This is a genomic window from Sinorhizobium psoraleae (assembly GCF_013283645.1).
In the GTDB taxonomy this organism is placed as follows: domain Bacteria; phylum Pseudomonadota; class Alphaproteobacteria; order Rhizobiales; family Rhizobiaceae; genus Sinorhizobium; species Sinorhizobium psoraleae.
Map to the genome: position 1 here is coordinate 868,235 of NZ_JABEKV010000001.1, position 18,041 is coordinate 886,275.

An 18,041-nucleotide genomic window follows, 5' to 3' on the forward strand; every position below is an offset into this window, starting at 1 on the left:
GTCTTCGGCCGCATCGCGCGTCTCAAATTTCGTGGTTTCGAGTCGATCCGAGACCAGCGTGATCTAAGATGGAGTCCGCCATGAACGGTCCCCTGCCGGTGGTGCCGGTATCTATCCTCACCGGCTTTCTCGGTGCGGGCAAGACGACGCTTCTCAATCGCCTGCTCAAGGATCCGGACCTCGCCGATACGGCGGTCATCATCAACGAATTCGGCGATGTCTCGATCGACCACCTGCTGGTCGAGGCCTCGAGCGACGGCGTGATCGAGCTTTCCGACGGCTGCCTATGCTGCACGGTGCGCGGAGAGCTTGTCGACACGCTCGCCGACCTCATGGACCGTATGCAGACCGGCCGCATCAAGCCGCTGCGGCGTGTTGTGATCGAAACGACCGGGCTTGCCGACCCGGCGCCGGTGCTGCAATCCGTGCTCGGAAATCCGGTTATCGCGCAAAACTTCCGGCTGGACGGTGTCGTCACGGTCGTGGACGCGGTGAACGGTCTGCAGACGATCGCGAACCACGTGGAAGCCTTGAAGCAGGTCGCGGTCGCCGACCGGCTCGTCATCAGCAAAGCCAAGCTCGCGACTGACGCGGAGCGGGAGACGCTTCTGGAACGGCTCAGGGACCTCAATCCACGCGCGCCGGTAATCGACGGCGATACGGATGAGGCCGGCCGCGCGGAACTGTTCGCCTGCGGTCTCTATGAAGCGTCGACCAAGGTCGCCGATGTCGGCCGCTGGCTTCAGGACGAGGCGCACGCCGATCATGATCACCAAGATCACGACCACGATGGGCATGATCATCATCATGGACATCACGATCACCACCATCACGATTTCACGCGCCACGGTTCGGACATCCGGTCCTTCAGCATCGTCCACGATCGTCCGATCGAGCCGATGGCGCTGGAAATGTTCATCGATCTTCTGCGTTCGGCCCATGGCGAAAAGCTGTTGCGGATGAAGGCGGTCGTTTCCATGGCGGACAATCCTGAACGGCCGCTCGTTCTGCACGGCGTGCAGACCGTTTTTCACGCGCCGGAGCGGCTCGCCGCCTGGCCCGATCCTGACGACCGGCGCACGCGCATGGTGCTGATCACGAAGGGACTCGAGGAAGCGTTCGTGCGCGACCTCTTCGATGCCTTCACCGGCAAGCCCCGGATCGACCGGCCGGACGCGCAAGCTCTCTCGGACAATCCACTCGCGGTTCCCGGCGTGAGATTCTAGACCGCAGTGCGCGGAATCGGTTGGATTTGCCAATCGGCTGCGGTTTGATTTTCACAGCCAGCGGCGGACGCGGCTCTTGTAGCCGCGATAGGCGTCGCCGAACTTCACTTCGAGATAGGCTTCTTCTCGGGCGACCACTAGGTACCGGATGACAAAGTAAAACGGCACCAGCAGGATGAGGAGCCACAGGCTGTCGAAGCCGATGGCAAGACCGATCAGGCCGAGAAACATGCCGATGTAGATAGGATTGCGGCTGTAGCGGTAAGGCCCCTCTTCGACGATCGTCGTCGTCGGCTGGGTGGTCGGAATGTTCGTTCCCGCCCGGCGCAAGGTCGTCGCCGCCCAGATCAACAGTGCCAGGCCGGCGAGGAACACGATGGCGCCCAACCAACCGGCCGGCACTGCCGCCGGCAGGAAAGGCAGCGGGTAGAGCGCGTCGATCACACGCCCCGCCACAACGGCGAGTGCCCAGACGATCGGCGGCCGCACCGCCGCGCCGGAACTGTCGTGGAAATTGCCGCTCGCATCGTTCATTGTTGAGTCCGCGTCGTAGTTCGCTGGGATCATAGCAAGAATTCCGACCGCGTTGGAGCGCCGCGGTGTGGGACGACGACAGGGCTAAGATCTAGCGATATTGCCCCTCACCCTAGCCCTCTCCCCGCAAGGGCGAGGGGACTTCCGAGGTCGCCGCTTGTCCCTTCGCCCCGCTTGCGGGGAGAAGGCCGCGGCAGCGGGATGAGGGGCAGTAATTTAGCCGCGGGTGAAGCCCGCACGCTTCGTTCGATCCGTCAGGCCTTCTTGCGGATGACGAAGCGATGGCCGCCCTCTGTGGGCGCGGCTTCCTCAAGCCGGTGTCCGTCCTCGTTGCAGAAATGCGGAATGTCGATAACCGCCAGAGGATCCGTCGTCTCGATCTCGAGCAGGGACCCGGGTGCGAGCGCCTGCATGCGCTTGCGCGTCTTCAAAACGGGAAGGGGGCACTTAAGCCCCCTCAGGTCATAGACGATCCTGGGCTCGTCCGGCATCAATTGCCCCAGATCTTCCAGAACGGACGCTTCTTCGGCTGTTCGGCGGCGGGTTGTTCGGTTGCCGCCTGCGGATTTTCTGCCGGAGCCGCAGCCACTTGCGCATTGCTTTCGGCGGGCGTTCCTGTCTGCTTCTGGTCGGCGGCTGCCGGCTGCTGGTTTGCCGCGGGCTGCTGTGCCGCCGGCGCGGCGGCCTGCGGTGCGGGTGCCTGTGCCGCAGGTGCAGGCGTCGCGGCTTCCGGTTCGCTGGCCGAGAACAGATTCCAGAAGGATTTTCTGGCGGGCGGCGTCTGGACGGCCGCCTGCAGGACAGGCCGCTCGATCGGGCTTGCCTGCGGTACCGGCACGCTCGCGCCGCCACGGGTCGCTTTCTCAAGCGCCTCCTTCTGGATCAGCGCCGCCTGCTTGGCTTCCTCGGCCGCCTTCTGATCCGCGAGCTGTTTTTCGAGGTCGCTCACCTTCATCAGCTTGCCGGCATCGAGCGAATTGCCCGTGGGGGCATAGGCGAGTTCGCGGCCCTTGCGCTGATCGGCGACGATCGCCTTGCGCTCCGCTTCGCTCGGTTCATACCAGACCATGCCTTCGTACTTCTTCAGAGCCTTGTCGTAATCGCGCTGATAGTCCTTCTCGAAGTTTGTCATTGCCACTTGCAGCGCAGGTGGCGTCGACATCGCCGGGCATTGGCCCGTCGGATTGAACGTGCTGTCGCTCTGCTGGTTGAAGACGTATTTCCTCTCGCAGACATTCACATCCGGCGGACGCTTGGTCACCTCGAATTGGTCGTAGCCCGCCTTCAGCATCTTCCAGAACTCGATGTTCGGATTATCGCGATGGCGGGCCATGTTCTCCGCGGTCATGCGGAAGGGGAACGCCTGGAGCTGGACGCTTTGCTGTCCACCCCTGAAGGCATCACGTGCGAGCGCGAAGATCTCGATGATCTGCTCGTCCGTCATCGAATAGCAGCCCGACGAAGAGCATGCGCCATGGATCATCAGATGCGTGCCGGAACGGCCGTTCGCCTTGTCGTAAGTATTCGGGAAACCGGTGTTGATCGCGAGATAATAATTGGAATTGGGATTCATCTGGTGCGGGAACAGCGGATAGAATCCTTCCGGTGCCTGCCGGTCGCCTTCCTTCACCTTGGGACCGAGCTTTCCGGACCACGCGCAGATCTTGTAGCTCTTCAGGAGTTGAAAGCGGTTCGCCGCGTTGGCCTTCCAGACTTCGAGCGTGCCTTCTTCCTTGAAGATCCGCAGCGCGATCGGCGACGTCTTCTGCATCCCCAGTTCGCGCATCTTCGCGGTCATCTTGCTCGAAAGCTGATATTCGGTCTTGTTCTTTACCGAGGAGAGATTGACAGAATCCAGCGTCTCGTTGGTGCAGCCGGCAAGCGCGGCTGCGATAGCGGCGGTGGCAACAAGGTTCCTGAAACGCATCGGCAGAGGCCCGTTAAAAAACAAAATCCGTCATTGAGCGCCGCACCCGTCGAGGAGGCGCCCTCAACGAATCAGTAAGCGATTATTCTTCACGAAATCTTAACCCTGCAGGATCCCCCTGCGCACGCCATCTTTCATGACCGTACGAATATGGCCAAGATTTGGCCACAGTCCGATTTCCGGTTGCCGCTGCCGCCGTTTTAATCGCAAAGGTTCAGAGATTTCGGCCGATATTCAGGTATTTCTGCCGGCGGTCCGTCCGCAATTCGTCGCCGCTGCGGCCGGACAGGTCCTTGAGCGCATCGGCGAGCACGGTCCCGGTGCGGCCGATGACCGACAGCGGGTCGCGATGGGCGCCGCCGACCGGTTCGGGAATGATGCCGTCGATGATGCCGAGCGATTTGAGGTCCTCGGCCGTAATTTTCATGCTGCTTGCCGCTTCCTTGGCGCGCGCTGAATCGCGCCACAGGATCGAAGCCGCGCCCTCCGGCGAGATGACGCTGTAGATCGCATGCTCCAGCATATAGACGCGGTTGCCGGTTGCGATCGCGATCGCCCCGCCGGAGCCGCCTTCACCGAGGACCACGGTGACGATCGGCACCTTGACCTTGAGGCACATCTCGGTCGAGCGGGCGATCGCCTCGGCCTGCCCGCGTTCCTCGGCGTCGACGCCGGGATAGGCGCCGGCCGTGTCGACCAGCGTGATCAGCGGCAGGCTGAAGCGGTCGGCCATCTCCATGACGCGGATCGCCTTGCGATAACCTTCCGGGCGCGGGCTGCCGAAATTGTGCTTGATGCGCGATTTGGTGTCGTTGCCCTTCTCCTGGCCGAGAACAGCGACCGGCATGCCGCGAAAGCGGGCGAGGCCCGCCTGGATCGCATCGTCGTTGCCGAAGTTGCGGTCGCCGGCGAGCGGCGTGAATTCGGTGAAGAGTTCGGCTGCGTAGTCGAGGAAATGCGGGCGTGACGGGTGGCGGGCGACCTGGGTCTTCTGCCACGGCGACAGCTTGGAATAGATCTCGGCCATCGCGTCGCGTACACGCACCTCAAGCCGTGCGATCTCGTCGGATGTATTCACACTCTCATCTTCACTGGCGAGTTTCTTCAGTTCGAGAATCTTGCCTTCGAGATCAGAAATGGGTTTTTCGAAATCGAGATAGTTGTGCATGAGATGCGTTTCCGATCAATTTGCGACAGGGCTCTGCGGTCGAAGCCAGCCTGCCCGGCGGTCCTAATCCTGTTTTTTCGCCTGTTTGGCAAGGGGGTGATGGTTCTGCACGAGGTCATGCAGCCGTTCTTCCAGCACATGTGTATAGATTTGTGTCGTTGAAATGTCCGAATGGCCGAGCAGTTCCTGCACGGCGCGCAGGTCGGCGCCGTTGGCGAGCAGGTGGCTGGCGAAGGCATGGCGCAGAACATGCGGCGAGATCGCAGCAATCCTTATGCCGGCGCGTGCCGCAAGGCCCTTGAGGTCGCGCGCGAAAACCTGGCGCGGCAGAAAGCCGGTCTTGCCATGGGAAGGAAAGAGCCAGGGGCTTTCCTCTGGCGGGTCGGCCGCCGCGTTCCTGACCCGCAGGGCTTCTCCATAAGCGCGCATGGCGCGCAAGGCGGCCTGCGACAACGGCACCAGCCGTTCCTTGTTGCCCTTGCCGCGAATGACGAGGAAGCGTCCGTTCTGGGACAACACGCTCGCCGGCAGCGAGACGAGTTCGCTGACCCGCATGCCGGTTGCGTAGAGGAGCTCGATCAGCGCATGCATGCGCAGTTTCACCAGCGCGTCTTCACCGCCGGCGGCGGCTTCCGTTTCCGCCTGGCCGATCAGCCTGGACACATCATCGATGCTGAGCGTCTTCGGCAGCGCCCGTCCTTTCTTCGGCGCATCGAGAATCCCGGTAGGGTCGTCGCCCCTGAGGCCCTCGGCGTAAAGAAACTTGTAGAACTGCCGCAACGCCGACAGGCGGCGTGCCTGCGACGAGGATTTGAAACCCTCGCCGGCGAGATGCGAGAGATAGCTTCGCAAATCGTCGGCCGAGGCATCGATCAATCGCTTGCCGCGGGTTCGCAGAAAGGAGAGCGCATCTTTCAGGTCGCGCTCATAGGATTGCAACGTGTTGGCCGCCGCGCCACGCTCGGCGCTCATCATTTCCAGAAAGGATTCGACATAGGCGGCGGAGAGATCGGTCATTTCGGCTTGTTGACCCGTTCCGATGGAATGCGCACCGTTACATCCCGCTCGACCGGCTCGACGAAAGTCACGAGCGCCACCATCGTGCCATAGACGATGCCGGCGAAGACGGCCAAGAAGAACAGGAAGCGGAAAAGGGTCGGCATTTCGGTCTCCTCTGCATGACTCCTTTAAATCAGAGCTGGTTTAGAAATCATGCAGTCGTTCTTCAAAGTGCTGCAGCAATTCCTGTATGTCTGGATGGACGTGCGCTTGCTGCGGATGCGTGAACTATATGACCGGCCGCGCCGCCGAGTTCAAGAAGCGTCGCCCCGCACGCGCGACGACTTGACGCTCCCCGCCGATTTGTCGATATCGGAGGGGAATGGGGAAAATGAAGTGCAATGAACGACGTGACCGAACCGGTTTCCGCGACGCTTGCCGAACGGGCGAAGCTCGCCCTCGGTAAGCGCAATCTCGTTTTCATCGGATTGATGGGGGCGGGAAAATCGGCGATCGGTCGACTGACCGCACAGGCGCTCGGCGTTCCATTCATCGATTCCGATCATGAGATCGAACGGGTTTCCCGCATGACGATCAGCGAGCTTTTCGCGGCCTACGGGGAGGAAGAGTTTCGCGCTCTCGAGGCCCGCGTGCTGAAACGTCTGCTAAGATCCGGTCCCCGGGTGGTCTCGACCGGTGGCGGGGCCTACATCAACGAACGATCGCGCCGGCAGATCAAGAAGGGCGGCGTTACGGTCTGGCTCAATGCGGAGCTCGACGTTCTGTGGGAGCGGGTGAGCAAACGCGATACGCGGCCGCTCCTGAAAACCGAGAACCCGAAGCAGACACTCGAAAACCTGATGCGCGCGCGTTACCCGATCTATGCCGAGGCCGATCTGACGGTCCTCTCGCGCGATGTGAAGAAGGAGATGATCGTCGAGGAGGTTCTTACCGCCGTCGCCGATCGCCAGAAAGCTCAAAGCCATGACTAGCCATGTGATACCCGCCGCCGAGCGCAAGGTCCGTGTAGACCTTGGAGATCGCTCCTATGACATCCTCATCGGTCCCGGGCTCATTGCCGCGGCGGGCAAGGAAATCGCGTCGCGCCTCAAGGGCCGGAAGATGGCGGTCATAACCGACGAGAACGTCGCCCCGCGCTATCTACAGCCGCTGATGGCGAGCCTCGGCGAAAATGGTATCGAGGCCGTCTCGCTCGTTCTTCCCGCGGGCGAAAAGACCAAGAGCTTCGACCACCTCATTCCCGTCTGCGAAACCGTGCTTGGCGCCAGGATCGAGCGGAACGACGCGGTGATCGCCCTCGGAGGCGGCGTGATCGGCGATCTCACCGGCTTTGCTGCCGGTATCGTCCGCCGCGGCTCGCGCTTTATCCAGGTTCCGACATCGCTGCTGGCACAGGTCGATTCCTCCGTCGGCGGCAAGACCGGGATCAATTCGCCTCACGGCAAGAACCTGATCGGTGTCTTTCATCAGCCCGATCTCGTCCTCGCCGACACGGACGTGCTCGATACGCTGAGCCCGCGCGAGTTCCGGGCGGGCTATGCGGAGGTCGCCAAATACGGCCTGATCGACAAGCCGGAGTTCTTCGATTGGCTCGAACGGAACTGGCAGGCCGTCTTCGCCGGGGGGGCTGCGCGGATCGAGGCCATTGCCGCCAGTTGCCAGGCCAAGGCCGACGTCGTTGCTGCGGACGAGCGCGAAAACGGTCTGCGTGCGCTTCTCAATCTCGGACATACCTTCGGCCACGCTCTGGAGGCGGCGACCGAATACGACAGCGCGCGCCTGGTGCACGGCGAGGGCGTTGCGATCGGCATGGTTCTGGCCCACGAGTTTTCCGCCCGCATGAACCTCGCAAGCCCCGACGATGCGCGGCGCGTGGAAGCTCATCTCAAGGCAGTCGGCCTGCCGACGCGGATCGCCGACATACCCGGCAAGCTGCCGCCGGCCGAACGGTTGATGGACGCGATCGCCCAGGACAAGAAGGTGAAGGGTGGCAAGCTCACCTTCATTCTCACAAGGGGCATCGGCCAGTCCTTCGTCGCGGATGATGTGCCGTCCTCGGAGGTGCTGGGCTTCCTCAAGGAGAAGCACCCCCAATGACCGGCGACGCGTTTCTGGCCTTTCTGGCGGAATACTGGCTGTCTCTTGTTTCGATCATTTGCCTTCTGCTGCTCTCCGCCTTCTTCTCCGGCTCGGAGACCGCGCTGACGGCTGCCTCGCGGTCACGGATGCATATGCTGGAAAGCAATGGCGACCAGCGCGCCGGTCTCGTCAATCGGCTGATCGAGCGGCGCGATCGTTTGACCGGTACGCTGCTCATCGGCAACAACCTCGTCAATATTCTTGCCTCTTCGCTGGCGACGAGCTTGCTGATCGGCCTTTTTGGCGACATGGGCGTGGCGATTACAACGCTCGTGATGACCGTGCTGCTCGTGATATTTTCCGAAGTGCTGCCGAAAAGCTGGGCGATCGCTTCGCCGGATCGCTTCGCGCGCGCGGTGGCGCCGGTAGTGAGCCCCCTGGTCGCCGTTGCTGGCCCGGTATCGGCGCTCGTCAATGCGATTGTAAGGCGCATCCTCAACCTCTTTGGCGTGAAGCTCTCGTCGGACATGCCGATGCTGTCGGCGCATGAGGAACTGAGGGGCGCAGTCGATCTGCTTCACCGGGAGGGATCCGTGATCAAGGCGGACCTCGACCGGCTCGGTGGCGTGCTCGACCTCGGCGAACTCGAGGTCTCCGACGTCATGATCCACCGTACGGCGATGCGTGCGATCAACGCGGAGGAGCCGCCGGAGGTCTGCATTCGGGAAATCCTCGAGAGCCCCTTCACGCGCCTGCCGCTCTGGCGCGGATCGACCGACAACATCGTCGGCGTCGTCCATTCCAAGGACCTCCTGCGCGTATTAGCCGAGCCGGACGTCGAACCCGAGCGCCTCGATATCGTCAAGATCGCGCAGAAGCCGTGGTTCGTGCCGGATACGACCAATCTCAAGGATCAGCTCAATGCCTTCCTGCGGCGCAAGCTGCATCTTGCCATCGTCGTCGACGAATATGGTCAGGTCCAGGGTCTCGTTACGCTCGAGGATATCCTTGAGGAGATCGTGGGCGATATCGCCGATGAGCACGATATCGACATCCAAGGCGTGCGACAGGAGGCCGACGGTTCGATCGTCGTCGATGGATCGGTACCGATCCGCGACCTCAACAGGGCGCTGGACTGGTCGCTGCCTGACGAGGAGGCGACCACCGTTGCCGGTCTTGTCATCCATGAATCGAAGAGCATCCCGGAAGAGCGGCAGGCCTTCACCTTCTACGGCAAGCGCTTCATTGTCATGAAGCGGGTAAAGAACCGGATTACAAAGCTGCGCATCCGCCCCGCCGAGGACGATGCGCCAATCGGCTAGCGCCTCGTCACCAGCGCGTCGGCTCTCCCGGCGCGAATGGTTCGACGGCGAGCGCATGCAGACCCGCATCGAGCTCAGGCTTCAGGAGATCATTTATCGCGCGGTGGCGCGCCACTCGGCTCATGCCGTCGAACGCGCTGGAAACGATCCTGATCCTGATATGCGTTTCGCCTCCGCCGTCGAAACCGGGCTGATGCCCGGCATGCAGATGGCTTTCGTTGATCACCGCGAGGCGCTCGGGATGGAAGGCTTCGATGAGTTTCTGTTCGATCCGGCTTTGCAGCGACATTCTTCCGTCCTATTTCCCTGCTTGCTGCGAGGCAAAGTGCTGTCCGCATGGGCCCCGCAGCGCCGCGCGTCGTATCAGACGCGCAAAGACGCCGTAGCACTTTGAAGTACAGCATGTTTCCTTAAATCGTAACCGATTTAAGGAAACATGCTGTGGCGGTGCAAAATGCTCGCACAAAGCCAGCAACATTCCGCTTTGTCAATTCTTGTTGTGGGGGCCTCCAAACCCCATAATGTCGGCTATGAAACTCGATTCAAAATACTTCGATCGCATCCGTACGCGCCGCAAGGTGGAGCCGCGCGCAGAGCCGTCTGCGCCCGTATGCCAGTGGGACGGCTGCGACAAGAAGGCGATGCATCGGGCTCCCGTCGGCCGCAATGCCGAGGGCGAGTACTTCATGTTCTGCTTCGAGCACGTGAAGGAGTACAACAAGGGCTACAATTATTTCTCCGGGCTGTCCGATACCGAGATCGCGCGCTACCAGAAGGAAGCCGTGACCGGCCATCGCCCGACCTGGACCGTCGGCGTCAACAAGAGCGCCCGCAGCGGCCCAACTCAGTCGCAGATGCGCTCCGGCACGGCGGGGGCGCAAGCCCGCATGCGCGATCCGTTCGGCTTCTTCAGCGAGGCGCGTGCCCGCTCGGCCCGGCACGAACCGCGCCTGCGCAAACTGAAAACGCTCGAAGCCAAGGCCTTCGAGACGCTCGGCCTCGCGGCCTCGGCAACGGCCGCCGATATCAAGACGGCCTACAAGGATCTCGTGAAGAAACATCACCCTGATGCAAATGGCGGAGACAGGGGATCGGAGGACCGTTTTCGCGCGGTTATTCAAGCCTATCAATTGTTAAAACAGGCTGGTTTCTGCTAACAACGCGGATTATGACAGAAAGCACTTTTTGCAGGCGAATGCGCGGGTGCCGACCGGCGGCCGCTCTGGAGACATGATGAGCAAGATTGACCTCGACATTTCGAACCTCCCCGACACGACGATCTCTGTCCGGGAGGTCTTCGGCATTGACACGGATTTGCGCGTTCCTGCCTATTCGAAGGGCGACGCCTATGTGCCCGATCTCGATCCCGACTATCTCTTCGATCGCGAAACGACGCTCGCCATTCTCGCAGGATTCGCACACAATCGACGCGTCATGGTCGCCGGCTATCACGGGACCGGGAAGTCCACCCATATCGAACAGGTTGCCGCACGGCTCAACTGGCCCTGCGTGCGCGTGAACCTCGACAGCCATGTCAGCCGTATCGACCTCGTCGGCAAGGATGCGATCGTGGTCAAGGACGGGCTGCAGGTCACCGAGTTCAAGGACGGCATTCTCCCCTGGGCCTACCAGCACAATGTGGCGCTCGTCTTCGACGAATACGATGCAGGCCGCCCGGACGTCATGTTCGTCATCCAGCGCGTGCTCGAGTCCTCCGGCCGCCTGACCCTGCTCGATCAGAGCCGCGTCATTCGTCCGCACCCGGCCTTCCGCCTGTTTGCGACGGCGAACACGGTGGGTCTTGGCGATACGACCGGTCTCTACCACGGCACGCAGCAGATAAACCAGGCGCAGATGGACCGCTGGTCGATCGTCACCACGCTCAACTATCTGCCGCATGACAAGGAAGTCGACATCGTCGCCGCCAAGGTCAAGGGCTTTACGGCCGACAAGGGGCGCGAGACCGTATCGAAGATGGTTCGCGTGGCCGATCTCACGCGCGCAGCGTTTATCAACGGCGATCTTTCGACTGTCATGAGCCCGCGCACGGTGATCACCTGGGCGGAGAATGCCTATATCTTCGGCGACATCGCCTTCGCCTTCCGCGTGACCTTCCTCAACAAGTGCGACGAGCTGGAGCGGGCGCTGGTCGCCGAGCACTACCAGCGGGCCTTCGGTGTCGAGCTCAAGGAGAGCGCCGCCAACATCGTGCTGGAAGCCACCGCCTGAGGGGTTTCTGCTGCCGGCCTCGGGCAGAAGCCGGCCCCCGCGGACTTTCACGGTCAAGCGGACTTGAGCGCCCCGGATGTCACCGTATCTGGCTGAAAAAGGAATTGTCGTGAGCTCGAACTCCAAGGCGAAGCCGAACGCGAGGGAAAACGCCGCTGAACCGTTCAAGCGGGCGCTTTCCGGCTGTATCCGGTCGATTGCCGGCGACGCCGAGCTCGAGGTCGCCTTTGCGAACGAACGTCCCGGAATGGCAGGCGAGCGCATCCGGCTGCCGGAGCTTTCGAAGCGTCCCAGTCGACAGGAGTTGGCCGTGGCGCGGGGCCTCGGCGATTCCATGGCGCTGCGCAAGGCGTGCCATGATGCCCGCATCCACGCGACGATGTCGCCGCAGGGAGCGGACGCGCGAGCCATCTTCGATGCCGTCGAGCAGGCGCGCGTCGAGGCGATCGGTGCGCTGCGGATGACCGGAGTCGCCGACAACCTCACCTCGATGCTCGAGGAGAAATACGCCAAGGCGAATTTTGCGGCGATCGACAGCCAGTCTGATGCGCCTCTCGAAGAGGCGGTGGCGCTTCTGGTGCGTGAGAAACTGACCGGGGAGAGGCCACCGGCATCGGCCGGCAAGGTGCTCGATCTCTGGCGCGATTTCATCGAGGGCAAGGCCTCTGCGGATATGCGCAATCTGCCGGCCGCAATCAATGACCAGCAGGCCTTCGCCCGCGTCGTGCGCGACATACTGTCGTCGATGGATGTCGCCGAGAAATACGGCGAGGACGATATCGAACCGGACGAGCAGGAAAGCGAGACCGACGAGGACCAGCCGCGCAGCCAGGAGCAGGACGAGAACGCCAGCGACGAGGAAGAAGGCTCCGATGCCGCGCCCGCCGACGAAAACCAGTCTGCCGAGGAGCAGATGGAAGAAGGCGAGATGGACGGCGCCGAGATTTCCGACGACGACCTCCAAGATGAGGGCGACGAGGAGAGCGAGACGCCAGGCGAAGTCAAGCGGCCGAACCATCCCTTCGCGGATTTCAACGAGAAGGTCGACTACACCGTCTTTACGCGCGAATTCGACGAGACAATCACCGCCGAGGAGCTTTGCGACGAGGCGGAGCTCGACCGCCTCCGTGCGTTCCTCGACAAGCAGCTGGCTCACCTGCAGGGGGCAGTCGGCCGCCTCGCCAACCGGCTGCAGCGTCGGCTGATGGCCCAGCAGAACCGCTCCTGGGAGTTCGACCTCGAGGAAGGGTATCTCGACACGGCCAGACTGCAACGCATCATCATCGACCCGATGCAACCGCTGTCCTTCAAGCGTGAGAAGGACACGACCTTCCGCGATACCGTGGTGACGCTGCTGATCGACAATTCCGGCTCGATGCGCGGCCGGCCGATCACGGTTGCGGCGACCTGCGCCGACATTCTCGCCCGCACACTGGAGCGTTGCGGCGTCAAGGTGGAAATCCTCGGCTTCACCACCAAGGCATGGAAGGGCGGGCAGTCGCGCGAGAAGTGGCTCGCGAGCGGCAAGCCGCAGTCGCCCGGCCGCCTCAACGATCTCCGGCACATCGTATACAAGTCCGCAGACGCGCCCTGGCGTCGCGCACGCCGCAATCTCGGGCTGATGATGCGCGAGGGCCTGCTGAAAGAGAACATCGACGGCGAGGCGCTGATGTGGGCGCATGACCGGCTGCTGGCGCGGCCGGAGCAGCGGCGCATCCTGATGATGATCTCGGACGGCGCCCCGGTCGATGATTCCACCTTGTCGGTGAACCCCGGAAACTATCTCGAGCGCCATTTGCGCGCCGTGATCGAGCAGATCGAGACCCGCTCGCCGGTCGAGCTTCTGGCGATCGGCATCGGCCACGACGTGACGCGCTATTACCGCCGCGCCGTGACCATCGTCGACGCGGACGAACTGGCCGGTGCAATGACGGAGCAGCTTGCAGCGCTCTTCGGGGACGAAAGCATGCATCGGCGCCCGGGGCGCACGCGCCGCGCGGGCTAGGAGCCGATCGGATTTCTATGGCCCGATACCGACGGCGCCGATGGTTTGGACCGGTTCAATCCGCCCCTCCTGCGAAGTCGTTCCCTGCCTTACCAGGCCCCATCCTGCCCTCCGAAGGTCCCTCTCATATGCTCCGTCGAAGCCTTGTTGTCCTTTCCCTTCTGGCATCGGCCACGATCGCCCGGGCGGGGCCGGCGAGCGAGATCGCGCCCGTTCAGAGCCGGCAGGTAATGCAATTCAAATCCGGTTCCGATCAAACGGTGTTTGGCGGGCTCGAATTCATCGGCGGCATCGAAATGACGTCGCCCAACCCGCTGCTCGGTGCAATTTCCGCGATCCGCTTCCGACCTGGCAGCGATTCCTTCGTCGCCGTGATGGACACCGGCCACTGGATCGAGGGAGCCGTTGTCCGCGACGATGCTGGGAGGCTTCAGGGCCTGACCGAGCTGACCGTGACATCAATGACCGATGGAAATGGTGGTGCTGAGCTCAAAAAGTGGAGGGTGGACTCCGAGGGCCTGGCTTTGCGTGACGGGGAGGCGATCGTCAGCTTCGAGCAGTTGGCCCGTATCGAGATCTATCCCGATCCGGGCTTCGCGCGCTCGAAGCCCGTCCGGCAAATGGCCCTGCCGTTCCCCGTCGAGGAATTGCGCGTCAATGGCGGCCTCGAAACCATAGCGATCGCGCCAAAGGACAGTCCCCTTCGCGGTGCTGCGGTCATAGTCGCGGAACGCAGCGTCGACAAGGCGGATAACCTTCTGGCGGGGATTCTGGACGGGCCGATGAAAGGCGCGTTCACGGTCGTTCGCGAGGAACCCTATGCTGTCACCGACGGTGACTTCCTGCCCAATGGCGACCTGCTTCTCCTGGAGCGTCGGTTCAATCTCGCCTCCGGCCTCGGCATGCGCATTCGCCGGATTGCCGCCGGCGACATTCGTCCGGGCGCCGTGGTCGACGGCGAGGTGTTGCTCATGGCCGACATGAGCTATCAGATCGACAATATGGAGGGGCTGGATGTCGTCGTTCGGCCCGACGGCGAGGTTCGCGTGATCGTCGTTTCCGATGACAATCATTCGATTCTCGAACGCAACCTGATGCTTGAATTCCGGCTGATCTTGGATTGACGGGACGAACTCGTCGTCTCGCAAATGAAAACGGGGCCGCATCGCGACCCCGTAAACATCTTTGTACCGGCGTTAGGCGGTGGCTCTGGCTGCCGGCATCGGCTTGATGACGCTCATCAGCGCTCCATAGGGCAAGAGCAGCACGATGCCGCAAAGGATCTTCACCAAAAGATCGCCAAGCGCCCAGGAGATCCAGCGCGGCGCTTCCGCAGCAAGCGCGCCGAGCAGCGGAGCGGTCTCCAGCGCAAAGCTGTCGTTCGGGCCAAAGAACACGAAGAACGGCGCGAAGGCGAAGGAGAAGAACATCGCTGTGTCCAATGCCGAGCCGATGAGGGAGCCGGCGAGCGGTGCATGCCACCAGGTCTGCCGGCGCAGCCGGTTGAACACGGAAATGTCGAGGAGCTGTCCGAACAGGAACGCCGAACCGGAAGCGATCGCAATGCGCGGCGTCGCGAGATAGATCGAGAAGGTAACGCCGACGACAAAACCGGCAACCACCACGCGGCGCGCGATCCGCGGTCCGAAATGGCGGTTGGTGAGGTCCGTGACAAGGAACGCGAAGGGATAGCTGAAAGCGCCCCAGGTCCAGAGATCGCCGAGGTTCATGCCGGCAACGGAGCCTGGAAGGGGATATTGGACGAGGAAATTCGACGCCACGACCACCGAGGTCATGAGCGCGACATAGATAAAGAATGTGCGGTTGGTCAGCATTTTTTTATCCTGGGTGATGCCACCAGTTGGAGACGACATAGCCGGGACAGGCACGGCGGATGAATATGTGGCGACACGAGAAAAAGGCTTGCCGGACAGAGCCCGCAAGCCTTTAAGTCTTGTCAGAAGCGCTGGCGGCGATCAGGCTGCTTCAGCGGTCTTCTTGACGATCTGGCGGCGCAGCAGGCGAGCGCGCATGCTCAGCTCGTTCTCGTCAGCCTTCAGCAGGAAAGCGTCGAGACCGCCGCGGTGCTCGACCGAGCGGAGAGCGGCTGCGGAAACGCGCAGACGGAAGCGCTGGCCGAGAGCATCGGAAATCAGCGTGACGTTGCACAGGTTCGGGAGGAACTTGCGCTTGGTCTTGTTGTTGGCGTGGCTGACATTGTGGCCCGACTGGACGCCCTTGCCGGTCAATTCGCAACTACGGGACATGGTACACCTATTCTCTTTATCGCCGCCGGACAATGCGGTAGCGGGCCCAGAGCCCAGGCCGCGTTCCTGTTGGCCATTATTGGAAAGTCGCGGTTCTATAGTCAGAGAAGGCCTGCCAGTCAAGCCAAACACTGCGCATTCTCGAAAAACCGCAGATTTTCCAGCCGGTCTCGCAAGGCGATTGCTCATCGGGATACACTAATCGGCGCCCATACCCATTCCAAGCCGTTCTTCACTGCGCTATTTCTTTCACAAGACCGTGGAATGAAGAGGCGACGCTTGTTCTCCATTGGCGCGGTTGTATTTTAAGGATTTGGCGCAAAAAAAGCCGCAAACGGCTTGCATCCCAGAGAATTGCAACGACGGCAGAACGACAGGGCTTTCGGGCATGAACAGGCGCAATGGCTTCCGGGCGTCAGCATTGCTGACCGCGATGATGTTTTCCACAGCGTCCTCGGCTGCGGATATCGCGCATCAAACGGATTACAGCATCTCGCTTGCCGGCCTGCCGCTCGCGCGGGCCACGTTCCACACCGAGCTTGAAAAGAATCGCTACACGATTTCCGGCACACTGAATTCGGCCGGCCTGGTCGACATCATCAGCCGCACGTCCGGCCAGACACGCGTTTCCGGGGTGATCGGGAACGATCATCTGCGCGCCTCGCAATATTCCATGTCCTATCGCAGCGGCAGGAAGTCGCGTGCGATCAGCGTCACCTTCCGCAACGGCAATGTCGTGCGTGCGAGCATGACCCCGAAACGCAACCCACTTCCGAAGAACTGGGTGCCGGTAACGAGCCGCGACATGCGCAACGTGCTGGATCCGCTCTCCGGGCTGATCATTCCGGGGAAGAGCCGGGTCTGTCCCAATACGCTGCCGATCTTCGATGGCGAATCGCGGCTCGACATCAAGCTGTCGCCCAGGGGAACCCGAGCCTTCAAGACCCGGGGATTTAACGGCGAAGTCATTGTCTGTGGTGTCCGCTTCGTGCCGAAGGCGGGATACAGGAAGGGTCGTGAGGACGTCGAATATCTGCGCCGGCTGGAGACGATGGAGATCTGGTTCGCAAAAGCCGAGACCGTCAATGTCTATGCCCCGGTCTATGTCCGCATCCCGACCAAGCTTGGTCCCGTGACCGTTTCCGCGACGCGATTCGGCGGGTGATCGATCCCGATCTTCTCTTTCGCTCGTCGCGAACGGGCGCTAACTACAGCGCCGCGCGTCTTATCAGACGCGCAAAGGACGCTGTAGCACCTTGAATTGCTGTATGTTTTTATCCTTAAATCGGCTACGATTTAAGGAAACATGCAGTAGCAGGGCATGAATGATTTGACGCGGCTTTCACGAAGGTGAGCCGGGCGTGGGGACAGGAATGAAGTTCAAGGCAACGCTGATCGGTTTTTCCGCGATCCTGATGTGGTCGCTGCTGGCGCTCTTTACCGCGGCTTCGGGCAAGATGCCGCCGTTCCAGCTTTCGGCGATCTGCTTCCTGATCGGCAGCCTGCCGGGCATTGTCGTACTGGCTGTGAAGCCGGAGCGATTCGCGCTTTTGAAACAGCCCGCCAAGGTCTGGATCACCGGTATTGCGGGTCTTTTCGGCTACCACTTTCTCTATTTCACTGCGCTTCGCAACGCCCCGGCGGTCGAGGCGGGCCTCATCGCCTATCTCTGGCCGCTGCTCATCGTGGTCGGCTCGGCGCTGCTGCCGGGAGAGAGGCTTCGCTGGTACCATATCGCCGGCGCGCTCGCAGGACTTGGCGGCACCATCCTGATCGTCGCCCGCAATGGCGTCGCCTTCGACGAGGCGTATACACTCGGCTACGGCGCGGCATTTCTCTGCGCCTTCACCTGGTCGGGTTATTCCTTGCTGACGCGCCGCTTCGATGCGGTTTCGACCGATGTCGTGACCGGATTCTGCCTGGCGACCTCCATCCTTTCATTCCTCTGCCACCTTGGTCTCGAGACGACGATCTGGCCGCAGACGGCTTTCGAGTGGCTTGCCGTCGCCGGGCTTGGCCTTCTGCCGGTCGGCGCGGCGTTCTATGCCTGGGACTTCGGCGTGAAGAACGGGGATATCCAGCTTCTCGGCGTTGCGAGCTATGCGGCGCCCGTTCTCTCAACGCTGGTCCTGATCCTCTTCGGCTTTGCGGAACCCTCGTGGAGAATAGCTGCAGCCTGCCTGCTTGTGACCGGCGGCGCGGTGCTGGCAGCGAGGGACATGGTCTTTCGCAAGAGCAGGACTGCCCCGCAGCCCGCGGAGTAG

The 18,041-nt window shown here is 61.9% G+C and carries 20 protein-coding genes; 11 read left to right on the forward strand and 9 right to left on the reverse strand.

Annotation, left to right across the window (positions count from 1 at the left end):
• Positions 1-80 precede the first annotated feature (80 nt).
• Positions 81-1,226, forward strand: a complete 1,146-nt coding sequence (locus ILFOPFJJ_RS03885) for a CobW family GTP-binding protein (RefSeq protein ID WP_173509236.1) — start codon at positions 81-83, stop codon at positions 1,224-1,226.
• Between the two features lie 51 nt (positions 1,227-1,277).
• Here the strand turns inward: ILFOPFJJ_RS03885 and ILFOPFJJ_RS03890 are convergent, their stop codons facing one another.
• From ILFOPFJJ_RS03890 to ILFOPFJJ_RS03915, 6 genes are all read right to left on the reverse strand, one after another.
• Positions 1,278-1,760, reverse strand: coding sequence for a methyltransferase family protein (locus ILFOPFJJ_RS03890; protein ID WP_173509237.1), 483 nt, complete (start codon positions 1,758-1,760; stop codon positions 1,278-1,280).
• A 254-nt stretch (positions 1,761-2,014) separates the two neighbouring features.
• Complete coding sequence (locus ILFOPFJJ_RS03895) at positions 2,015-2,251, reverse strand: sulfurtransferase TusA family protein (protein WP_173509238.1); 237 nt, start codon at positions 2,249-2,251, stop codon at positions 2,015-2,017.
• Positions 2,251-3,687, reverse strand: coding sequence for a L,D-transpeptidase family protein (locus ILFOPFJJ_RS03900; protein ID WP_173509239.1), 1,437 nt, complete (start codon positions 3,685-3,687; stop codon positions 2,251-2,253). Before ILFOPFJJ_RS03900 ends, ILFOPFJJ_RS03895 begins: the two co-directional genes overlap by 1 nt.
• A 214-nt stretch (positions 3,688-3,901) precedes the next feature.
• Positions 3,902-4,855: an acetyl-CoA carboxylase carboxyltransferase subunit alpha gene (locus ILFOPFJJ_RS03905; protein WP_173509240.1), complete on the reverse strand. Its 954-nt coding sequence runs from the start codon at positions 4,853-4,855 to the stop codon at positions 3,902-3,904.
• Positions 4,856-4,918: 63 nt separating this feature from the next.
• Positions 4,919-5,872, reverse strand: a complete 954-nt coding sequence (gene xerD, locus ILFOPFJJ_RS03910) for a site-specific tyrosine recombinase XerD (RefSeq protein WP_173509241.1) — start codon at positions 5,870-5,872, stop codon at positions 4,919-4,921.
• The gene (locus ILFOPFJJ_RS03915; protein ID WP_173509242.1) at positions 5,869-6,018 is read right to left on the reverse strand and encodes a hypothetical protein; all 150 of its coding nucleotides are present in this window, start codon (positions 6,016-6,018) and stop codon (positions 5,869-5,871) included. Before ILFOPFJJ_RS03915 ends, xerD begins: the two co-directional genes overlap by 4 nt.
• A 49-nt stretch (positions 6,019-6,067) precedes the next feature.
• Between ILFOPFJJ_RS03915 and ILFOPFJJ_RS03920 the strand changes: the two genes are divergently transcribed.
• From ILFOPFJJ_RS03920 to ILFOPFJJ_RS03935, 4 genes are read left to right on the forward strand one after another with little or no spacing between them, the layout of a single operon-like run.
• Positions 6,068-6,259, forward strand: coding sequence for a hypothetical protein (locus tag ILFOPFJJ_RS03920; protein WP_173509243.1), 192 nt, complete (start codon positions 6,068-6,070; stop codon positions 6,257-6,259).
• Positions 6,256-6,846, forward strand: a complete 591-nt coding sequence (locus ILFOPFJJ_RS03925) for a shikimate kinase (protein WP_173509244.1) — start codon at positions 6,256-6,258, stop codon at positions 6,844-6,846. The genes ILFOPFJJ_RS03920 and ILFOPFJJ_RS03925 overlap by 4 nt, the downstream gene beginning before the upstream one ends.
• Positions 6,839-7,972 (forward strand): 3-dehydroquinate synthase, encoded by a 1,134-nt coding sequence (gene aroB, locus ILFOPFJJ_RS03930; protein WP_173509245.1) that lies wholly within the window; start codon positions 6,839-6,841, stop codon positions 7,970-7,972. The genes ILFOPFJJ_RS03925 and aroB overlap by 8 nt, the downstream gene beginning before the upstream one ends.
• Positions 7,969-9,276: an HlyC/CorC family transporter gene (locus ILFOPFJJ_RS03935; protein WP_173509246.1), complete on the forward strand. Its 1,308-nt coding sequence runs from the start codon at positions 7,969-7,971 to the stop codon at positions 9,274-9,276. The genes aroB and ILFOPFJJ_RS03935 overlap by 4 nt, the downstream gene beginning before the upstream one ends.
• A 7-nt stretch (positions 9,277-9,283) precedes the next feature.
• Here the strand turns inward: ILFOPFJJ_RS03935 and ILFOPFJJ_RS03940 are convergent, their stop codons facing one another.
• Positions 9,284-9,565, reverse strand: a complete 282-nt coding sequence (locus ILFOPFJJ_RS03940; RefSeq protein WP_173509247.1) for a BolA family protein — start codon at positions 9,563-9,565, stop codon at positions 9,284-9,286.
• Between the two features lie 232 nt (positions 9,566-9,797).
• Between ILFOPFJJ_RS03940 and ILFOPFJJ_RS03945 the strand changes: the two genes are divergently transcribed.
• The 4 genes from ILFOPFJJ_RS03945 to ILFOPFJJ_RS03960 all read left to right on the forward strand — a co-directional run bounded on the left by ILFOPFJJ_RS03945 (position 9,798) and on the right by ILFOPFJJ_RS03960 (position 14,634).
• On the forward strand, positions 9,798-10,433 hold the full coding sequence (locus tag ILFOPFJJ_RS03945) for a J domain-containing protein (protein ID WP_173509248.1): 636 nt from the start codon (positions 9,798-9,800) through the stop codon (positions 10,431-10,433).
• 76 nt (positions 10,434-10,509) lie between these two features.
• Positions 10,510-11,505 carry a cobaltochelatase subunit CobS gene (gene cobS / locus ILFOPFJJ_RS03950; RefSeq protein ID WP_136508830.1) on the forward strand — a complete coding sequence of 332 codons (996 nt, stop codon included), beginning with the start codon at positions 10,510-10,512 and terminating at the stop codon, positions 11,503-11,505.
• 76 nt (positions 11,506-11,581) lie between these two features.
• Positions 11,582-13,510: a cobaltochelatase subunit CobT gene (gene cobT / locus ILFOPFJJ_RS03955; RefSeq protein WP_173509249.1), complete on the forward strand. Its 1,929-nt coding sequence runs from the start codon at positions 11,582-11,584 to the stop codon at positions 13,508-13,510.
• Between the two features lie 128 nt (positions 13,511-13,638).
• On the forward strand, positions 13,639-14,634 hold the full coding sequence (locus ILFOPFJJ_RS03960) for an esterase-like activity of phytase family protein (protein ID WP_173509250.1): 996 nt from the start codon (positions 13,639-13,641) through the stop codon (positions 14,632-14,634).
• Between the two features lie 72 nt (positions 14,635-14,706).
• Here ILFOPFJJ_RS03960 and ILFOPFJJ_RS03965 read toward each other — a convergent pair whose 3' ends face one another.
• The gene (locus tag ILFOPFJJ_RS03965) at positions 14,707-15,345 is read right to left on the reverse strand and encodes a VUT family protein (protein WP_173509251.1); all 639 of its coding nucleotides are present in this window, start codon (positions 15,343-15,345) and stop codon (positions 14,707-14,709) included.
• 141 nt (positions 15,346-15,486) lie between these two features.
• A complete protein-coding gene (gene rpmB, locus ILFOPFJJ_RS03970; protein ID WP_136508834.1) occupies positions 15,487-15,777 on the reverse strand; it encodes a 50S ribosomal protein L28 in 291 nt (96 codons plus the stop codon).
• 388 nt (positions 15,778-16,165) lie between these two features.
• Here rpmB and ILFOPFJJ_RS03975 point away from each other — a divergent pair, with 388 nt between their 5' ends.
• Both ILFOPFJJ_RS03975 and yddG read left to right on the forward strand, forming a co-directional pair.
• Positions 16,166-16,942: a DUF3108 domain-containing protein gene (locus tag ILFOPFJJ_RS03975; protein WP_173509252.1), complete on the forward strand. Its 777-nt coding sequence runs from the start codon at positions 16,166-16,168 to the stop codon at positions 16,940-16,942.
• Between the two features lie 208 nt (positions 16,943-17,150).
• Entirely contained in the window at positions 17,151-18,041 is an 891-nt protein-coding gene (gene yddG / locus ILFOPFJJ_RS03980; protein WP_173509253.1) for an aromatic amino acid exporter YddG, read from the forward strand.

Coding starts and splice junctions, on each gene's coding strand:
- ILFOPFJJ_RS03885 (WP_173509236.1), top strand. CDS start 81: ATGAACGGTCCCCTGCCGGTGGTGCCGGTATCTATCCTCACCGGCTTT.
- ILFOPFJJ_RS03890 (WP_173509237.1), bottom strand. CDS start 1,760: ATGAACGATGCGAGCGGCAATTTCCACGACAGTTCCGGCGCGGCGGTG.
- ILFOPFJJ_RS03895 (WP_173509238.1), bottom strand. CDS start 2,251: ATGCCGGACGAGCCCAGGATCGTCTATGACCTGAGGGGGCTTAAGTGC.
- ILFOPFJJ_RS03900 (WP_173509239.1), bottom strand. CDS start 3,687: ATGCGTTTCAGGAACCTTGTTGCCACCGCCGCTATCGCAGCCGCGCTT.
- ILFOPFJJ_RS03905 (WP_173509240.1), bottom strand. CDS start 4,855: ATGCACAACTATCTCGATTTCGAAAAACCCATTTCTGATCTCGAAGGC.
- xerD (WP_173509241.1), bottom strand. CDS start 5,872: ATGACCGATCTCTCCGCCGCCTATGTCGAATCCTTTCTGGAAATGATG.
- ILFOPFJJ_RS03915 (WP_173509242.1), bottom strand. CDS start 6,018: ATGCCGACCCTTTTCCGCTTCCTGTTCTTCTTGGCCGTCTTCGCCGGC.
- ILFOPFJJ_RS03920 (WP_173509243.1), top strand. CDS start 6,068: ATGCAGTCGTTCTTCAAAGTGCTGCAGCAATTCCTGTATGTCTGGATG.
- ILFOPFJJ_RS03925 (WP_173509244.1), top strand. CDS start 6,256: ATGAACGACGTGACCGAACCGGTTTCCGCGACGCTTGCCGAACGGGCG.
- aroB (WP_173509245.1), top strand. CDS start 6,839: ATGACTAGCCATGTGATACCCGCCGCCGAGCGCAAGGTCCGTGTAGAC.
- ILFOPFJJ_RS03935 (WP_173509246.1), top strand. CDS start 7,969: ATGACCGGCGACGCGTTTCTGGCCTTTCTGGCGGAATACTGGCTGTCT.
- ILFOPFJJ_RS03940 (WP_173509247.1), bottom strand. CDS start 9,565: ATGTCGCTGCAAAGCCGGATCGAACAGAAACTCATCGAAGCCTTCCAT.
- ILFOPFJJ_RS03945 (WP_173509248.1), top strand. CDS start 9,798: ATGTCGGCTATGAAACTCGATTCAAAATACTTCGATCGCATCCGTACG.
- cobS (WP_136508830.1), top strand. CDS start 10,510: ATGAGCAAGATTGACCTCGACATTTCGAACCTCCCCGACACGACGATC.
- cobT (WP_173509249.1), top strand. CDS start 11,582: ATGTCACCGTATCTGGCTGAAAAAGGAATTGTCGTGAGCTCGAACTCC.
- ILFOPFJJ_RS03960 (WP_173509250.1), top strand. CDS start 13,639: ATGCTCCGTCGAAGCCTTGTTGTCCTTTCCCTTCTGGCATCGGCCACG.
- ILFOPFJJ_RS03965 (WP_173509251.1), bottom strand. CDS start 15,345: ATGCTGACCAACCGCACATTCTTTATCTATGTCGCGCTCATGACCTCG.
- rpmB (WP_136508834.1), bottom strand. CDS start 15,777: ATGTCCCGTAGTTGCGAATTGACCGGCAAGGGCGTCCAGTCGGGCCAC.
- ILFOPFJJ_RS03975 (WP_173509252.1), top strand. CDS start 16,166: ATGAACAGGCGCAATGGCTTCCGGGCGTCAGCATTGCTGACCGCGATG.
- yddG (WP_173509253.1), top strand. CDS start 17,151: ATGAAGTTCAAGGCAACGCTGATCGGTTTTTCCGCGATCCTGATGTGG.